The organism is Rhodococcus sp. BH4, assembly GCF_002079265.1.
GTDB classification, from domain to species: domain Bacteria; phylum Actinomycetota; class Actinomycetes; order Mycobacteriales; family Mycobacteriaceae; genus Rhodococcus_F; species Rhodococcus_F qingshengii.
In genome coordinates this window covers 550,757-567,500 of sequence record NZ_CP014941.1, presented here as the reverse complement: position 1 = coordinate 567,500, position 16,744 = coordinate 550,757, and the positions used below count along the sequence as shown (strand labels likewise).

Here is a 16,744-nt window from a genome sequence, read left to right as displayed (position 1 = left end):
GGAAAGCGGCTCCGATGGAGGCAACCATCGCATCGAGCGCCCACTGCAACTTGACGTTGAAGTCGACGGCCTCGCGGCATTCGAGCACCGCTTCGATGCATTTGAGCAACCCCTCCGGGGACGTTCGTGCAGCCAACTCGGCGGCCTGCCGAGCCATGTCGGGATGGGTCGCCGTCGACGTCGACCCCAGCGAATAGGAAAGCGCGTCCCGGTACATGCCGGCCAGGTCGATCAGCGTCCGGTCGAGAAGATCGCGGCGGGCCCGGGTGTCGCGCGATTTCTGACGCGCTTCGAGGTCCTTGATCAGACCAGCCGATCCGCGCAGAGTCCCGGCTGTTCCCTTGCCGGTTCCACCACCACCCAAGGAAACCTTGAGCTCCTCGAGCTCCTGTTCCTTGAGTTCGGCGTAGAACGCCTTGGTGTCAGCCTCGATCGACTTCACCAAGTTCTCTGCGGCCTTGTACGCCGTCGAAGCCCCGATCGCGTCGGCGGCCAGCCGAAGCGAACGCTGACGCTCGTCGCGCGCGCTCTCGTCGGTGGCGAGACGCCGAGCCCGGCCGACATGTCCGCCGCTGATCGATGCGGCGATTCTCGCCCGTTCCGGATCCAGCCCGTCGCGGTCGATCAGTACCTGGGCGATCGATTCGACGGACGGCGTCACCAACGGCATGTGCCTACACCGCGATCGGAGGGTGACAGACATGTCTTCCGGATCGGTCGTCGGCGCGCAGAGCAGGATGACCGTGCGGTCCGGCGGCTCCTCGACAACCTTCAGGAGGGCGTTGGCTGCGCCTTCGGTCAAACGATCGGCATCCTCGACCACGATCACCTGCCACCGCCCCGTCGTCGGTCGACGCGAAGCGATGTTGACTATCTCGCGCATGCCTTTGACGCTGATGCTCAGGCCGTCGGGGATGATCCGTCGTACGTCACCGTGGGTTCCACCCATCGTCGTCGTACACGCATGACACTCACCGCACCCTGGTTCACCGTCGGAGGTGCATTGCAGGGCAGCGGCGAAGCAGAGAGCAGCCACCGAACGACCAGAGCCGGGTGGCCCGGTGAAGAGCCACGCGTGGGTCATCTCCGAGCCGCTGGAATCTCCACGAGCCGACAGTGCAGCATCACGCAGGCTCTGCTCGACGTCGTGCTGACCCACCAGCCGACCGAACACACCTCGTTCGGCCACTTCAGTACTCATGCAAAAACCCTAACCGTCGGCACCGACGAAGCCTTACGAGTCCTTCTTCGCCGGAGCCTTCTTGGCAGCGGCCTTCTTTGCCGGGGCCTTCTTTGCGGCTGTTTTCTTGGCAGCGGCCTTCTTTGCCGGAGCCTTCTTGGCTGCTGCCTTCTTCTTGACCGGGCCGCGCGCACGACGATCAGCCAGCAACTCCGACGCCCGAGCATCGGAAATGGATTCGACGTCGTCGTCCTTACGAAGGCTGGCGTTGGTCTCGCCGTCGGTGACGTACGGACCGAAACGGCCGTCCTTGATCACCATCGGCTTCTCGCTGACCGGATCGACGCCCAACTCACGCAGCGGAGGCGTTGCCGACGCCTGACGCCCACGACGCTTCGGCTCGGCGTAGATCTTGAGGGCCTCGTCGAGCGTGACGGTGAACATCTGCTCTTCGTTGGCGAGCGAGCGTGAGTCCGTGCCCTTCTTCAGGTACGGACCGTAACGGCCGTTCTGCGCGGTGATCTCTTCCTTCGATTCGGGGTCGACACCCACGACGCGCGGAAGCGACAGCAGACGCAGCGCATCTTCCAAGGTGATCGTCGCCAAATCCATGGACTTGAGCAGCGATCCCGTCCGCGGCTTGGGGCCTGCGACCTTCTTGGCAGCCTTCTTCGCGGGTGCCTTCTTGGCTGCGGCCTTCTTCACCGCAGTCTTGGTGCTGCCCGAGCTGATTTCTTCCGGCTCGGGAGCGGTGACGGGAACGATGTCCGGTTCCGGCTCGGCCGGCGGTTCGGGCAGGATCTCGGTCACGTAGGGACCGAAGCGGCCTTCCTTCGCGACGATCTCGTGGCCCGTCAGCGGGTCGACGCCCAGCTTGCGGCCCTCTTGAGGCGTCGAGAACAACTTCTCGGCGTACTCGGGAGTGAGCTCGTCCGGTGGCAGGTCATCGGGAAGATTTGCCCGCTGCGAGATCAAATCGCCTTCGGGATCGTCCGGGTTCTGAACCATGCGCTCGAGATACGGGCCGAACCGGCCGACGCGCACATGAACCTCGCGGCCCTCGGCGTCGTCGAAGAGACGGATGGAGTTGACCTCGCGAGCGTCGATCTCCTCGAGATTGACACCGACCATCTTCTTCAGCCCGCCCTCGCGGGCGACCGAACCTTCTGCGCCTGTCTCGCCGCCGAAGTAGAAGCTGCTCAGCCAGTTGCCACGCTGCTCACGGCCGCCGGCGATCGCGTCGAGATCGTCTTCCATTCCTGCCGTGAAATCGAAGTCGACCAGCCGGCCGAAATGCACCTCGAGCAGCCCGATGACGGCAAACGCCACCCAGGACGGAACCAGCGCGCTGCCACGCTTGTAGACGTATCCGCGATCGAGAATGGTCTTGATGATCGACGAATAGGTCGAAGGACGGCCGATGCCGAGTTCTTCGAGCGTCTTGATCAGGCTGGCTTCTGTGTAGCGAGCGGGCGGGTTGGTGCTGTGTCCGTCCGGATCGAGCTTGGTGGCCGTGACTTCCTGACCCTTGACCAGCACCGGAAGCCTGGATTCGGCGTCGTCGGACTGACCGCCGGCCTCTTCGTCGACGCTCTCGACGTAAGCCTTGAGGAAGCCGGCGAACACGATGGTGCGACCCGAAGCGGAGAACGTGCAGTCCTCGCCGGTGCCTGCCGTGCCGGAGATGCGAAGCGTCAACGTCGTACCGCGGGCGTCGGCCATCTGCGAAGCGACGGTCCGCTGCCAGATCAGTTCGTACAGCTTGAACTCGTCGGAATCGAGCTTGGAGTGCAGCTGACCCGGGGTCTGGAACACGTCGCCGGCGGGGCGGATCGCCTCGTGGGCTTCCTGCGCGTTCTTGACCTTGCGGGTGTACTGACGCGGCGTCGGATGCACGTATTCCGGACCGTACAACTCGGTGGCCTGCGCACGAGCGGCAGCGATCGCCGACTCCGAGAGAGTCGTCGAGTCGGTACGCATGTAGGTGATGTAGCCGTTTTCGTACAGACGCTGCGCGATACGCATGGCGCGCTCGGACGTGAAACGAAGTTTGCGTCCGGCTTCCTGCTGGAGCGTCGACGTCATGAACGGCGGGTAAGGCTTGCGCGTGTACGGCTTGTCCTCGGCGGAGGAAACAGTGAGGTCGACGCCCTGCAACGCCTCCGCGAGACGACGCGCGTATGCCTCGTCGAGCACGGTGACCGCGCTGCCCTTGAGCTTTCCGTCAGCTCCGAAATCGCGACCGGAGGCGACACGCGAACCGTCGACGGAGACCAGGCGCGCACCGAAACTACGCGGGCTCGCCTCTGCACCGGCGTCGAGCGTCGCGGAAATATCCCAGTACGACGCCGACTTGAACGCCATCCGCTCGCGTTCACGCTGGACGATGACGCGAGTGGCCACCGACTGGACGCGGCCGGCCGAGAGCTTCGGCATGACCTTCTTCCAGAGAACCGGGCTGACCTCGTAACCGTAGAGACGGTCGAGGATGCGGCGGGTTTCCTGAGCATCGACGAGGTCGGTGTCGAGTTCGCGGGTGTCTTCGGCGGCAGCACGGATTGCCGGCTCGGTGATCTCGTGGAAGACCATTCGACGAACCGGAATCTTGGGCTTGAGAGTCTCGAGGAGATGCCAGGCGATTGCCTCGCCCTCGCGGTCGGGGTCAGTTGCGAGGAAGAGCTCGTCGGCGTCCTTCAACAGAGACTTGAGTTCGGCGACCTTGCCCTTCTTTTCCGGGCTCACGACATAGAGCGGCTCGAAGTCGTGATCGACGTTGACGCCGAGACGGGCCCACGACTCGCCCTTGTACTTGGCCGGAACGTCTGCTGCGCCTCGTGGCAGGTCGCGAATGTGACCGACCGATGCCTCTACGACGTAGTCCTTACCGAGGTAGGGAGCGATTTTGCGCGCCTTGGTCGGTGACTCGACGATCACGAGGCGACGAGGGTTACCGGACGCTCCCTGACCGCTGCCGTTGTCCGCTTTAGCCACCTGCTGCCCGAGCCTTCCTTTGGACGTTCACTGCCGTCGGCAGTTCTTCAGAACTAGACGTGTGGAGCAAGTTATACCCCGTGTCTCTCTTTACAGAGTGACATACCCGCAAGACATTCGTGCAGATCAGTACAGTATGGGCTCCGTCGGACACGCGACATCAGCACCGGCGGACACGCGGCATCAGCTCTGTCAGACGTGCGGCCAGGCGACCGAGGTGTCGACGTGTTTCGGCGCCTCACCGAGGTATTCGACGAGCTTTGTCAGTCTCTTCTTTCCCGACACACGGAGCCCCGGACCCGGTGTCCGGTTACCCAGTTGAGTCGGCGCGATACCAACCCTCATCAAGGCCTGAGCCAGCGGTGCGTGTGTCTCTTTCGCATGGGGGTCGAGGCCGAACACGAATCGTTCACCGCCTTCTTCGAGGCGGCCGGCGGCGACGGCCCACACCCGGAGTTGGCGAGAATTAGGAACCCACCCGACCGGCACGGCCTTCACTGCTCCCTTGGTCCATTGCACGGACAGCGGAAGGAGTGCGGGCGTCGACTGAGTTCGGACGAGTGGGCTGCCTTCTTCGCTACGCGTCACCTCGGCCCCGAGTCCGCACTGCGCGATCAACTCGGCAACGGCCTGTGCTCTCCAGTCCCGATCCACGACGATCGAGATCCGCGCGCGATCCTCCGAGGTCACGACCTGCCCCGGTCCGGCCAGCATTCCGGCAAGGTCCGTCACGGCAGGTGGAATCGACTCGGCAGAGAAAAAGGACAGTTGGCTCACAGAGTGAAACGTAAGCCACGAAGGTATCGACGGCATAGACGACCGGCCGTGGCCGAACAGCTGCGTGCATTCACCTCGGACAGGGAAAGTACTAACTCAGCCCGAAAAGATTTGTCCCCCACCGCACGGATGCGATGGGGGACAAATACTGTCCGAACTATTCGCTCAGCAAGTGAGCGGAAAAATCAGACCGCGCGAACGCCGGTAGCCTGGGGACCCTTGGTGCCCTGGCCGACCTCGAACTCCACACGCTGGTTCTCCTCGAGGGTACGGAAGCCGTTGCCCTGAATTTCGGAGTAGTGAACGAAGACGTCTGCGGAACCGTCTTCGGGAGCGATGAAGCCGAAGCCCTTTTCAGCGTTGAACCACTTCACAGTGCCCTGTGCCATGCTTTTCCTTCTCTTTCTAACACCGGATTCGGTGAACAGCCCTTACAGTCCACCGGGCCGGTTCCGACCGCTGTACGTCTTTATTTCCCCCTCAGGAAAGGCAGAGCACCGCGCCCGCAACAACGATCCTGCGAGCGTGCACTTTCTCAAGCCTACGAACACAGAAGCTGCGACCGATTGTCAGTCAACCATGTTCTCCGCGTGCACAACAGTCGAAAAGGGAACTAAAAACGTTAAAAGTTCGCTACGAGAAAAACAGCCCACGATCGTGGTTTCCCGCGCGCGCGCCGAGCACCCGGTTCCACCAAGACCGCCGACCGTTGCGTATCATCAAAACTGCAGGTAGCGACAGTTTCCGATTGCCGCCACACCCCAACGCCGAGCCCGGAGAGTCACGTGAACGCACCTTCCCCGATCCCCGCCCCGGGAGGGAAGCCTGGCGAGACCTACGGGCAGATGCTGCTCGATCGGGTCGTCGCCGGGGTCAGTGGAAGCGAAAACCCACTGATGTTCACCGCGCAGTTACCTGCTCGCGTAGCCGAGTTCACCGAATGGCCGGAGTGGGTGCACCCCAGCGTCGTACGTGCGCTCGCCGAGCACAGCGTGCGGTCCCCGTGGATCCACCAGAGTGAGGCCGCCGACCTCGCTTACGCCGGAAAACACGTGGTCGTGGCCACCGGTACGGCGTCGGGTAAGTCACTGGCGTACCAACTCCCGGTGCTGACGGCCATGGCGACCGATCCGCTCGCAACAGCCCTGTACCTCTCCCCCACCAAAGCGCTGGGCTCCGATCAACTGCGAGCAGTGCTGTCCCTCACCGACTTCGACGTCGAACTTCGCAGCACGAACGCCAGTGCGTACGACGGCGACACCTCTCAGGAACTCCGCACTTGGGCACGTGAGAACTCACGCTGGCTCTTCACCAACCCCGACATGATCCACATTTCGCTGCTTCGTACCCATCAGCGATGGGCGCACTTCTTCCGCAACCTGAAATACGTGATCATCGACGAATGCCACTCCTACAGGGGAGTCTTCGGATCCAACGTCGCGCTCGTGATCCGGCGACTACGCAGAATTGCAGCCCGTTACGGCGCCGAACCTACCTTCATCCTGGCGAGTGCGACCACAGCAGATCCCGGCGCAGCGGCATCGCGGCTCATCGGCGCACACTGCACCGAGGTCACGAAAGACGGATCGCCGCACGGCCCACGCACCGTCGCGCTGTGGGAGCCGCCGCTACTCGAGGCATTGACCGGCGAAAACGGTAGCCCGGTACGACGTCCCGCGGGCGCGGAAGCCGCGCGGATCATGGCCGACCTCATGATCGAAGGCGCCCGCACTCTCACCTTCGTCCGCTCCCGCCGCGGCGCCGAACTGACCGCGATGGCCACCAAACGTCTACTCGCCGAGGTGGACCCGGACCTCGCCGAGCGAGTCGCGTCGTATCGCGCCGGATATCTGGCCGAGGACCGACGCGAACTGGAAGCTGCACTCGCCGACGGCACACTGCTGGGCGCAGCCACCACCAACGCACTGGAGCTCGGCGTCGACATCGCAGGCCTCGACGCCGTTGTCGTGGCAGGCTTCCCGGGCACCGTCGCCTCGTTCTGGCAGCAAGCGGGTCGCTCCGGGCGACGCGGCGAGGGTTCACTCGTCGTGTTGATCGCCCGCGACGATCCACTCGACACCTACCTCGTTCACCATCCGTCAGCGGTACTCGACAAACCCGTCGAGGCGACGGTGACAGATCCCGGAAATCCGTACGTCCTGGGACCACAACTTCTCTGCGCTGCAATGGAACTCCCACTTTCCGATGCCGAGGTGGACGCGTTCGGGGCTCTCGAGGTTCTGACGAGACTGTCCGAGGAAGGCAAGATCCGGCGCCGAAAGCACGGGTGGTTCGTCACCGCCGATTCGAACCCCCACGGCTCTTTGGACATTCGCGGCGGCATCGGAACTCAGGTGGCCATTGTCGACGGGGAATCCGGCCGGATGCTGGGCACTGTCGACGCGGGCCGCGCTCCGGCCACAGTTCATCCCGGCGCCGTGCACATCCATCAAGGCGAGACCTACGTCGTCGACGAACTGGACCTCGACGTCGGACTCGCATTGGTACACACCGAGAATCCGGACTGGACCACCTCGGCCCGCGAGACCACCGAAATCACGATCACCGAACAACTCGAGCACAAGAACTACGGCGACATCGCCGTCGCTCTCGTCCAGGTCGAGGTGACACATCAAGTCGTCGGATACCTACGACGGTTGACTTCGGGTGAAGTCCTCGACTCGATCGAACTCGACATGCCCGCACACACTTTGCCCACCAGGGCAGTGATGTACACGGTCACGCCGGAACTCCTCGAATCCATCGGGGTCCCGCCCGAACGGTTCCCCGGATCACTGCATGCCGCCGAACATGCCGCAATCGGCCTGCTGCCACTGGTGGCGATCTGCGACCGCGGAGACATCGGCGGAGTGTCCACCGCGATGCACGCGGACACCGGACTCCCGACCGTCTTCGTCTACGACGGTCATGCCGGCGGCGCCGGGTTCGCCGACCGAGGGCACAGCGAACTGTCCCGATGGCTCACCGCGACGCGCGACGCCATACTGTCCTGCGAGTGCGCTCACGGTTGCCCGTCCTGCGTCTATTCACCCAAGTGCGGCAACGGAAACGACCCACTCGACAAAGACGGCGCGGTCAAGGTTCTGACCGCCGTGATCGACACGATCAGCTGACCGGACCCGCACGCGCGTAAGCCTGCGCATCCCCGATCCCGAAGCCCGACAACAACACCGGTGCGCGTATCTCGACCAATACATCCCACCCCTGCACCTCGCACTCCTCGAGCACCGTACGCATCCGCTCCGCGATCACCGCGGACATCTCACACGCCGACTCGTCGCCGCCGTCCAAGGCGCCCGCACCGCCGAGAGCCGAAAGATCAGCGGCCGACTGAGCCGTGTGCCGAGCCACCACTGCGGAACCGACATGCAGCATCCCACCGGTCACCATCACGATCGCCGCCAGAACGCAGCACGCCAGAACCGTGGCAACACCTTCGTCGTCACGTAGGTTCACCCCTCCTCCACTCCCGACTCCACTGCTGCCACCGCCTCGGAAGAAATGTCGACCAACGGCAGCAACGCACTCTCGGCGCTGACAACGGCCACCGCAAAGCCGTCCACGATCTCCACCGAGATCGACGCATCTTCGGGTGCGATCCGGCGGGCCGTGGCGACCGCAGACTCACGATCACCACGTGCCACCAACCGCGCGGCCTCACGAGCGGCGTCGACACACCGAACCTGCATCGACACCGCCAGGACTCCGCCGATACACAGCACGACCACCGTGACGATCGAAGCCAGAGCAATCGCGGCCTCCACCGTCACGGCGCCGTCGTCGGCTTGCCGAATACCTCTCGTGGACAACATCACACAGCTGTCTTGAGCGCCTTGTCGATGATGCCTGTCAGCGCCGAGACAATGGAGTCGCCAGTGACAACCGTGTACAGGACGGCACCGAATGCGGCAGCCGCAATCGTGCCGATCGCATACTCCGCGGTGGACATGCCGTCGTCCTCGGCAACCAACAGCGCAAATCTGGCCGACACCGTCCTGAGCGTCTTCGAAATCATTTCTCCCCCTTCAATCGAAACCTGTGGCAGCACTTCTGCCGCAGGAGCTTTCACTCGGATCCGGCTCACAGCAGGCCGTTACCGAGCACAGTCGTGGCAAGCCCGATCACCACCGGGACGATGCCCAAGGCGATGAACGCCGGCAGGAAACACAGCCCGAGTGGACCGCTGATCAGCACTCCCGCGCGTTCGGCTGCGGCAGCAGCAAGATCCTCGGCGTCACCTCGACTGCGCTCGGCGAGTTCGGCCATGGATGAGGACAGCGACGAACCCGAACGGGCGGAACGCCGAGCCATTCTGGCGAGCGCCTCGGTATCGGGATCGAGAGCGGCTTCGCTCCACGCGGCGTCGGGATCGGCACCGAGCGCCAGAAGGTCGGCGACGCGACGAAGCGAGTCGGCCATCGGTTTCGGTGCCGTCGACGCCATCGCTGTGATCGCGGCGGAGACGGGAAGCCCCGCTCGTAGGCAGGCCCCGAGAAGGTCGAGACTTGCGGCAACTGCGAGTGGATCCGGCTTGTCCGGGACTGGAACCGAATCTTCTGTTGTTGTGTCCGCGAAGAGAATTTCTGCCGCCCTGGCCGAAGCACCGCGACGAGCGGGAATGATCGCGAACGCCAACGCCATCATCGCCACGGATGCCCAACTCACGACGTGACCTTCGCAGTTATCCGGTCGGTCCAGAGCAGACCAGCTGAGACACAAGCGGTTCCGATCACCAGGAGCACGCCGCCGAGCCCACCTCCGAACAGCACGCGCAGCGGCGAAGCACCCATCAATTGCCCGAGACCGATCCCCAACAGCGGGAGAAAGGCCAACACCGCAGCGGTCGCCCGAGCGCCCGCCAACCCGGCCTCGGTACGCTGACGAAAGCGTCTACGTCCCAACATGTCCGTCCGGACGGCGCCGAGTAGTTCCGCCAGTGCCAGCCCGTGTTGGTCGGCGACCCGCCAGACGGATCCGATGCGGGAGAACTCACGCTCGATGCACGAATCCGGTACCGCGAAGGCCGCTGCGGCAGAACCACCGAGACGCGCCCTGGCCCCAGCGGAACGGAATACGGCACTCACTTCTCCGGTACATTCCTCGCCTGCAACAGAACTGGCCGCTGCAGGATGCGCGCCGACGCTCAGCTCGGCGATCAGCACCTCCAGACCGGAGAGCAGCATCTTCTCTGAGAGATCCCGGGTTTCGGCTGCATTCGCGCGTCGGCCACGGAGGATCAGGGTCCCGGCGAGGATGACAGCCGCACACCCTGCCGGAAGACCTCCGAGGATCCACGCGGCCGAAATCGCGAGAAATGCGGCGACGAACTGCCACGGAATCTGCCGGGAGGACTTGCGGACGCTCGGGGTGTACGTGGCGAGCCGAGCACGTGAATCCCGCACCGGCGCAATCGAGACCGCCAACGCGAAGGCCAAGAGGGAAACCGTCACGTCCCGACCTCTCGATTGCGAAGCCGGAACATCCGCTCGAGCCGCTCACGACCCGAACCGCCGTCCGGCCACGCCTGCATGATTCGTACATACCCGTCCGCACCGCGGTCGATGACACCGATCTGTTCGAGACGCCTCGATCCGTCAGCCAATCTGTGCACGTGCAGGATCACTTGAACTGCCGCGGCAAGTTGACTGTGCAACGCGTGGCGATCCATACCGCCGAGCGCCGCCAACGCCTCGAGTCTGGCCGGCACCTCTTCGGGCGAATTGGCGTGAACGGTGCCGGCGCCGCCGTCGTGGCCGGTGTTCATCGCCGTGAGCAGATCAGTCACCTCTGCGCCGCGGACCTCACCGACGACGATGCGATCGGGACGCATTCGTAGTGCCTGCCGAACCAGATCGCGCACCGTCACCTCTCCGACGCCCTCGACGTTGGGAGCTCTGGCGACGAGGCGGACGACGTGCGGATGCGGCGGCGCCAGTTCGGCCGCGTCCTCGACACAGACGATTCGCTCGCGCGGGTCGACCGCGCCGAGCATGGCGGACAACAGCGTGGTCTTTCCCGCACCGGTCCCGCCGATCACCAGAAAAGCCAAGCGACAAGAAATGATGCGATTGAGGAGCTCCCGCGCGTCCGGTTCCACGGCGCCGTGGGCGGACAGCGCGTCGAGACCCTGGGTCGCGGGCCGCAACACTCGCAGTGACACGCAGGTTCCACCCTGGGCCACGGGTGCGAGTACGGCATGAAGTCGTACCCCGAAGTGCCCGTCGCCGACGCCCCGCAGGCGGCCGTCGACCCACGGTTGGGCGTCGTCGAGGCGTCGACCTGCCGACAGTGCCAACCGCTGCGCCAGTCGACGCACGGCTGCCTCGTCGGTGAACCGGACCCCCGACCTTTCGAGGCCGACCCCGCGGTCCACCCAGACCTGATCCGGCGCGGTCACCAGTACGTCGGCGACCCCGGGTTCGTGCAGTAGAGGTTCGAGCGGCCCCGCGCCTGTCAGTTCCGTCTGGAGCACCCTGACGACCTCCAACAGATCCGTGTCCGCCAGAACGCCCGAGGACTCAGCTCGCACGGCATCGGCAACGGTGGCCGCCGTCGGCTCGGCGACCGACGACGCCGTCAATCGCTCGCGAACTCGGTCGAGCAGTTCGGCCGTGACCAACGCACTCATGCCGCAGCCCTGCGCGGGCGTGCGCCGGATTCGACGGCGTCGAGTACCGCTGTTGCCGCCGCACTCAACGGACAACCGCGGGTCAATTCGAGGCCACCACGCTCGAGCATCGGCGCCAGCGATCGGTGGCCGCGCATCACGGCCGTCAGGGGCAGGCCGAGCATGTCTGCCACATCGGCGCCGCGTAGGCCTCCCGGTGCCGGCCCACGCACGACGAGACCGACGTTGGAGTTGTGTCGCACCACCCAGGCTCCGACCTTCTCGGCCGCGACGCATGCGGCCACGGTGGCCGGAACCACCACGAGCACCGAATCCGACATCTCCAACACGGCCTGACCTACCTCGCTGGGATGCCGTGGCACGTCGCAGACCACGAGCCCGCCGGAACTGCGACCTGCGTCAAGCACGGCGCGAACGGCGGTCACTGTCGGACCGTCGATCTCCCGGCGACTGCTCGCCAGAACCCTCAGAAACTTTCCCTTCGCCGGCAGTGCATCGCGCAGCGCATCCGGGGACAACCGCCCGCCCTCGACGGTCAGTGCACCCCAACGTAATCCGGGAGCAGTCTCGATACCTAACAGCACGTCGGCGCCGGAACCGAGTGCGTCGACGTCCACCAACAGCGTCGGGACGTGACGTGCCGCCGACGTCAACGCGACTGCCGCAGCAGTTGCCGAGGCTCCGCCGCCGCCACAACCACCCACCACGCTCACGACGGTGCCGTCACCACTGACGTCGACGTGGTCGGCCAGAACTGCGACCAGCGCGTTCTCTTCCTCGGGCAAGGACAGAACGCTGTCGGCTCCGATCGCGGTGGCGCTCTTCCAATCGTCGACGGTCGGTGTGCCGTCGCATACGAGGAACACTCGCGTTCGCTTGGGGGAACGAGCCAGAGCATCTCGCGCCGCCGACGCGTCCAGTACCACCGCCGAGGCCCGGTTCCACTGTTGCCGGGACACGGGATGTTCGGCCTCGTCCAGCCGGCGGTCCACCGCGGCAGCGACGCGTCGCATGCTCGCGAGGATTTTCGCGTCGTCGACGAGAACCAGAATGGGAGCCCCGGTTTCCTGAGAGCTGATCGTCGTGTTCATGACTGCAGAGCCTGAACGAGCACCGGCACCGAAAACAGTGGGCCGAACAACCCTGTGGACAACTGGGAGGTTGGGGAGAAACAGGCCTGAGACAGAGGACGACCCCCGCCAATGGGGGGAGGAGGCGGGGGCCGTCTGAGTTCAGCCCCGGGGGGTCGGGCTGAACTAGTTCGAACGAATCGAACAGCAACGATCTTACACCCGCCATCGGCGAGAAATGCAAGCCTGAGCTGCACTGAACTGCTGTTTTTCGCCGAAAGAGGACGCTTGCCGAAGAGCACACGAACCGCCTGTCGGACTATCCTCAATCCTGTGACCGACAAGCCTGCGAACGGACTGAATACCGGGCGGACAGCCGCTTTCTTCGATTTGGACAAAACGATCATCGCGAAGTCGAGCACCCTGGCGTTCAGCAAGCCATTCTTCGCACAGGGTCTGATCAATCGACGCTCGGTTCTCAAGAGCAGCTATGCGCAATTCCTGTTTCTACTGTCCGGCGCCGATCACGATCAGATGGAGCGCATGCGCGAGCATCTGACGGCGATGTGTGCGGGCTGGGACGTGGAACAGGTGAAGGCCGTCGTCGCGGAGACTCTGCACGACATCGTCGATCCACTCGTCTTCGCCGAGGCGGCCGATCTGATCGCAGATCACAAGCTGCGTGGACACGACGTCATCGTCGTGTCTGCTTCGGGTGAAGAGATCGTCGCACCGATCGCCCGCGCCCTCGGCGCCACCCATTCCGTCGCGACGTCGATGAGGGAGGAAGACGGCCACTACACCGGCGAGGTGGACTTCTACTGCTACGGCCCCGGCAAGGTCGAAGCCATGGAAAAACTCGCCGCGGAGTACGGTTACGACCTCGCCGCCAGTTACGCCTACTCCGACTCGGTGACGGATTTACCCATGCTCGAGGCTGTCGGACATCCGACCGCAGTCAACCCCGATCGAGCGTTGCGCAAGGAAGCGGCCGTAAACGGTTGGCCCATACTGACTTTCTCGAATCCGGTCTCACTTCGTGCCCGATTGTCGGCCCAGTCCACGACCACGGTGGCCACTACCGCTGCGGTGGGAATCGCAGCTCTGGTGGCCGGCGCCATGACCTTCGGGCTACTGCGCCGGAAACGCTGAAATCCAAGGCCCACAAACAAAAATTGGTACTTGCTGTGAGCCCGGACACAGGGTACAAAGGAGTTACGGAAGAACGGAAGGCCAGGAACGGCTCGGAAGAGAAGGACCGTTTCCCCAACCGAAATTCCTAGCACGGGCACTAGGGCACCCACGCGGAGCACAAGCCACTATAAGGGCAGAAGCGTTGTGGGCCTGCGAGATTCGTTCAATTTGAGCGAGGACCCCGCACAGGTTGCGGGGACGACCTCAGAAAGTGCGATCCCTCGCCGAGGCCACCCACACAACCCACCGAGCACGCTTGGTAACGAGTAGTCCGTGCTGACGGGCGGCGAAGTCGATTTATCGGCAGCGCCGCCCGTTCGTTATGTTCCGGCAGGGGCAATTTGCCGGACTATCCGGTAGCGGCGTCGGCAATCGAAGTCGCCTCTCGCGCACCGGCTTCGAGAGCACCACAGCACAGAATCACCCAGCTGCCGACGCCCGCCGGATTTCCCGAAGCGAATCCTGCCGCGCCGTCCGTGTACGCCTGCGGCCGCCGAAGCCAACTGACCTCGGGGACCCCGAGATTGTGCGGATCCAGCCCCGACGAGACCGCAACCAGACGCGAGGCCGCGCGGGCGACGATGCCGTCAGCGGTGCCGAACGGGCTCAGCGCCAAGAGTTCTCCGTGTACGACGGCCGCCAGAACAGGTGCCGGTGCACTGGTTCCGCCAGTAACGAGTTGGGCGAGAGCGTCCAACCGCTCCCCCACTCCGCGATCCGACCGTGGCCGCCCCAGTTGATCTGCGTCCTCGACGAGATCCGCCGCGGCCAACAGGTGCAGCCGGGCCAAAGCCTGAAGTGGGGCTCGCTTCCACGTCGACTCCATGAGCGGAAGGCTGTCGCCGTCGAGAGCCTGAGCCACGCGCAGAGCACCCGCGAGAATCGGATCACCGGCCATGCCCTCGGCCGGCAATTCGGTGGTGCCACCGGCCAGCGATGCAGAAGCGCGCGCAGCGCGAACCGCGGCTTCAGCGGCAGTGGTGGGCCAACCGCGACGGTTGGTCTTGTGCCGATGAACCTCACCCAGAGCATCGCGCGCATGATCGGCGGCGGCGCGTACGCCTGGAAGATCGACGAGGGGCTGCAAGGGGTCCGTCACGATCAACGACGGTACCCTTGCAGCCCCTCTGCGGACTTGCCTACCTACCTGTTGCGTCAGCTTCCCAGCTTGATGGACCCACCGGGAATCGCGTCGAGCAACTTGCGGGTGTAGTCCTGCTGCGGATTGCCGAACACGTCGTCGATCGGTGCCGATTCGACGATCGAGCCACGCGACATCACCAACACGTTGTCCGCGATCTGACGAACCACGGCCAGGTCGTGCGTGATGAAGAGATACGTCAACCCGAACTCTGCCTGCAGGTCGTTCAGCAGGGTCAAGATCTGATCCTGCACGAGCACGTCGAGAGCGGAGACCGCCTCGTCGCAAATCACGACCTCCGGTTGCAAGGCCAGTGCTCGCGCGATCGCGACGCGCTGACGCTGTCCACCGGAGAGTTCGTTCGGGAACCGACGCATGACCGACTGCGGTAGACCCACCTTGTCGAGAAGTTCGCGGACGCGAGCCTCACGCTCGGCTTTGGTCCCGACCTTGTGGGTACGCAGCGGCTCCTCGATCGTGCGGTAGATCGAGTACATCGGGTCGAGTGTGCCGTAGGGGTTCTGGAAGATCGGCTGCACTCGTCGACGGAACGCAAATGTTTCCTTCGCACCGAGTTTCGCCACGTCCTGACCGTCGAAGACCACGTTGCCTGCAGTGGGCTCGAGCAGACCGAGGACCATCTGTGCGACCGTCGACTTACCGGAACCCGATTCGCCGACGATTGCAGTCGTGGTTCCGCGGCGGACCTTGAAGGACACGTCGTTCACGGCTGTGAAGTCGGTGGTCTTGCGGAAACCCTTGCGCAGCTTGAACACCTTGGTCAGATGATCGACGACAAGAACGTCGTCGGTCACCTTGCCGAAGGACTCTGCCGCACTTTCCTCGGCCTTGACCGCTTCGGCGACCTCTTCCGCCTGTTCGCGAATCTCGGCGCGCGCCACCGACGAGCTGAGCCGCTTCGACGCCAACGACGGCGCAGCCGCGACCAGCTTCTGCGTGTACGGATGCTGCGGGCGCTTCAGAATCTCCAGTGCCGGACCGGATTCGACGATACGACCCTTGCTCATCACGATCAGATGCTCGGCGCGCTCGGCGGCCAGGCCAAGATCGTGAGTGATGAGCAGAACGGCGGTGCCGAGTTCCGTAGTCAGACCGTCGAGGTGGTCGAGGATCTGACGCTGGACGGTGACGTCGAGCGCCGACGTCGGCTCGTCCGCGATCAGGAGCTTCGGACGAGCGGACAACCCGATCGCGATGAGTGCGCGCTGACGCATACCGCCCGAGAACTCGTGCGGGTACTGGCCCAACCGGCTCTCGGCTTCGGCGAGGCCGGCCTCCTCGAGCAGTTCGGCGGCCCGAACCTTGGCTGCCTTGCCCTTGGCAATTCCGTTGGCGGCCAGTGCTTCCTCGATCTGGAAGCCCACTTTCCACACGGGATTCAGATTCGACATCGGGTCCTGCGGAACCAAACCGATCTGGCTTCCCCGGATGTGGACGAAGTCCTTCTCCGAGACCTTCGAGATGTCCTTGCCGTCGAAGATGATCTCGCCTGCCGTCACCTTGCCGGTGCCGGGAAGCAGATTGATGATCGAGTGGGCGGTGGTGGACTTACCCGAACCCGATTCGCCGACGATCGCGACCGTCTGACCCGGGTAGACGGTCAGGCTGACGCCTCGAACTGCCGGAACCGGACCGGAATTGGACTGGAAAGACACCTCGAGATCACGAATCTCGAGCAACGGAGTTTCCTCCGAGGTGAGAGTTTCCTTGGTGGTCATCGT

General features: G+C 64.2%; 15 protein-coding genes (1 of these 15 only partly in view). 2 read left to right on the top strand and 13 right to left on the bottom strand.

Features of this window, described 5'->3' with window-relative positions; genetic code table 11:
- The 4 genes from A0W34_RS02690 to cspE all read right to left on the bottom strand — a co-directional run.
- Positions 1-1,201: the 5' portion of a DNA polymerase III subunit delta' gene (locus A0W34_RS02690; RefSeq protein ID WP_081557276.1), read on the bottom strand. Its footprint begins 29 nt before the window's first position; the window shows 1,201 of its 1,230 coding nt (coding positions 1-1,201); its start codon is at positions 1,199-1,201; its stop codon lies beyond the left edge, outside the window.
- A gap of 33 nt (positions 1,202-1,234) precedes the next feature.
- The gene (gene topA, locus A0W34_RS02685; protein WP_003946104.1) at positions 1,235-4,171 is read right to left on the bottom strand and encodes a type I DNA topoisomerase; all 2,937 of its coding nucleotides are present in this window, start codon (positions 4,169-4,171) and stop codon (positions 1,235-1,237) included.
- A gap of 192 nt (positions 4,172-4,363) precedes the next feature.
- Positions 4,364-4,948 carry a hypothetical protein gene (locus A0W34_RS02680; protein WP_003946106.1) on the bottom strand — a complete coding sequence of 195 codons (585 nt, stop codon included), beginning with the start codon at positions 4,946-4,948 and terminating at the stop codon, positions 4,364-4,366.
- 185 nt (positions 4,949-5,133) lie between these two features.
- Positions 5,134-5,337 carry a transcription antiterminator/RNA stability regulator CspE gene (gene cspE / locus A0W34_RS02675; RefSeq protein WP_003946117.1) on the bottom strand — a complete coding sequence of 68 codons (204 nt, stop codon included), beginning with the start codon at positions 5,335-5,337 and terminating at the stop codon, positions 5,134-5,136.
- A 456-nt stretch (positions 5,338-5,793) separates the two neighbouring features.
- Between cspE and A0W34_RS02670 the strand changes: the two genes are divergently transcribed.
- Positions 5,794-8,082 carry a DEAD/DEAH box helicase gene (locus A0W34_RS02670; protein WP_081557275.1) on the top strand — a complete coding sequence of 763 codons (2,289 nt, stop codon included), beginning with the start codon at positions 5,794-5,796 and terminating at the stop codon, positions 8,080-8,082.
- On the opposite strand, the gene A0W34_RS02665 is transcribed toward A0W34_RS02670, so the two are convergent.
- The 7 genes from A0W34_RS02665 to ssd form a co-directional block, all read right to left on the bottom strand.
- Entirely contained in the window at positions 8,075-8,425 is a 351-nt protein-coding gene (locus tag A0W34_RS02665) for an Rv3654c family TadE-like protein (RefSeq protein ID WP_007732450.1), read from the bottom strand. The genes A0W34_RS02670 and A0W34_RS02665 overlap by 8 nt on opposite strands.
- Positions 8,422-8,781, bottom strand: a complete 360-nt coding sequence (locus A0W34_RS02660; RefSeq protein WP_003946102.1) for a TadE family type IV pilus minor pilin — start codon at positions 8,779-8,781, stop codon at positions 8,422-8,424. The genes A0W34_RS02665 and A0W34_RS02660 overlap by 4 nt, the downstream gene beginning before the upstream one ends.
- Positions 8,781-8,984 (bottom strand): DUF4244 domain-containing protein, encoded by a 204-nt coding sequence (locus tag A0W34_RS02655; protein ID WP_007732448.1) that lies wholly within the window; start codon positions 8,982-8,984, stop codon positions 8,781-8,783. Before A0W34_RS02655 ends, A0W34_RS02660 begins: the two co-directional genes overlap by 1 nt.
- Positions 8,985-9,049: 65 nt before the next feature.
- Entirely contained in the window at positions 9,050-9,634 is a 585-nt protein-coding gene (locus tag A0W34_RS02650) for a type II secretion system F family protein (protein ID WP_007732447.1), read from the bottom strand.
- Positions 9,631-10,419: a type II secretion system F family protein gene (locus tag A0W34_RS02645; protein ID WP_081557274.1), complete on the bottom strand. Its 789-nt coding sequence runs from the start codon at positions 10,417-10,419 to the stop codon at positions 9,631-9,633. The genes A0W34_RS02650 and A0W34_RS02645 overlap by 4 nt, the downstream gene beginning before the upstream one ends.
- A complete protein-coding gene (locus A0W34_RS02640; RefSeq protein ID WP_003946116.1) occupies positions 10,416-11,597 on the bottom strand; it encodes a TadA family conjugal transfer-associated ATPase in 1,182 nt (393 codons plus the stop codon). The genes A0W34_RS02645 and A0W34_RS02640 overlap by 4 nt, the downstream gene beginning before the upstream one ends.
- The gene (gene ssd / locus A0W34_RS02635) at positions 11,594-12,688 is read right to left on the bottom strand and encodes a septum site-determining protein Ssd (RefSeq protein ID WP_081557273.1); all 1,095 of its coding nucleotides are present in this window, start codon (positions 12,686-12,688) and stop codon (positions 11,594-11,596) included. Before ssd ends, A0W34_RS02640 begins: the two co-directional genes overlap by 4 nt.
- A 312-nt stretch (positions 12,689-13,000) precedes the next feature.
- On the opposite strand from ssd, the gene A0W34_RS02630 reads away from it, so the two are divergent.
- A complete protein-coding gene (locus tag A0W34_RS02630; RefSeq protein ID WP_003946123.1) occupies positions 13,001-13,819 on the top strand; it encodes an HAD-IB family hydrolase in 819 nt (272 codons plus the stop codon).
- A 391-nt stretch (positions 13,820-14,210) separates the two neighbouring features.
- Here A0W34_RS02630 and A0W34_RS02625 read toward each other — a convergent pair whose 3' ends face one another.
- A complete protein-coding gene (locus A0W34_RS02625) occupies positions 14,211-14,960 on the bottom strand; it encodes a hypothetical protein (protein WP_020905979.1) in 750 nt (249 codons plus the stop codon).
- 56 nt (positions 14,961-15,016) lie between these two features.
- Positions 15,017-16,741: a dipeptide ABC transporter ATP-binding protein gene (locus A0W34_RS02620; RefSeq protein WP_143173114.1), complete on the bottom strand. Its 1,725-nt coding sequence runs from the start codon at positions 16,739-16,741 to the stop codon at positions 15,017-15,019.
- Between the last annotated feature and the right edge of the window lie 3 nt (positions 16,742-16,744).

Coding starts and splice junctions, on each gene's coding strand:
- cspE (WP_003946117.1), bottom strand. CDS start 5,337: ATGGCACAGGGCACTGTGAAGTGGTTCAACGCTGAAAAGGGCTTCGGC.
- A0W34_RS02670 (WP_081557275.1), top strand. CDS start 5,794: ATGCTGCTCGATCGGGTCGTCGCCGGGGTCAGTGGAAGCGAAAACCCA.
- A0W34_RS02660 (WP_003946102.1), bottom strand. CDS start 8,781: ATGTTGTCCACGAGAGGTATTCGGCAAGCCGACGACGGCGCCGTGACG.
- A0W34_RS02655 (WP_007732448.1), bottom strand. CDS start 8,984: ATGATTTCGAAGACGCTCAGGACGGTGTCGGCCAGATTTGCGCTGTTG.
- A0W34_RS02640 (WP_003946116.1), bottom strand. CDS start 11,597: ATGAGTGCGTTGGTCACGGCCGAACTGCTCGACCGAGTTCGCGAGCGA.
- ssd (WP_081557273.1), bottom strand. CDS start 12,688: ATGAACACGACGATCAGCTCTCAGGAAACCGGGGCTCCCATTCTGGTT.
- A0W34_RS02620 (WP_143173114.1), bottom strand. CDS start 16,741: ATGACCACCAAGGAAACTCTCACCTCGGAGGAAACTCCGTTGCTCGAG.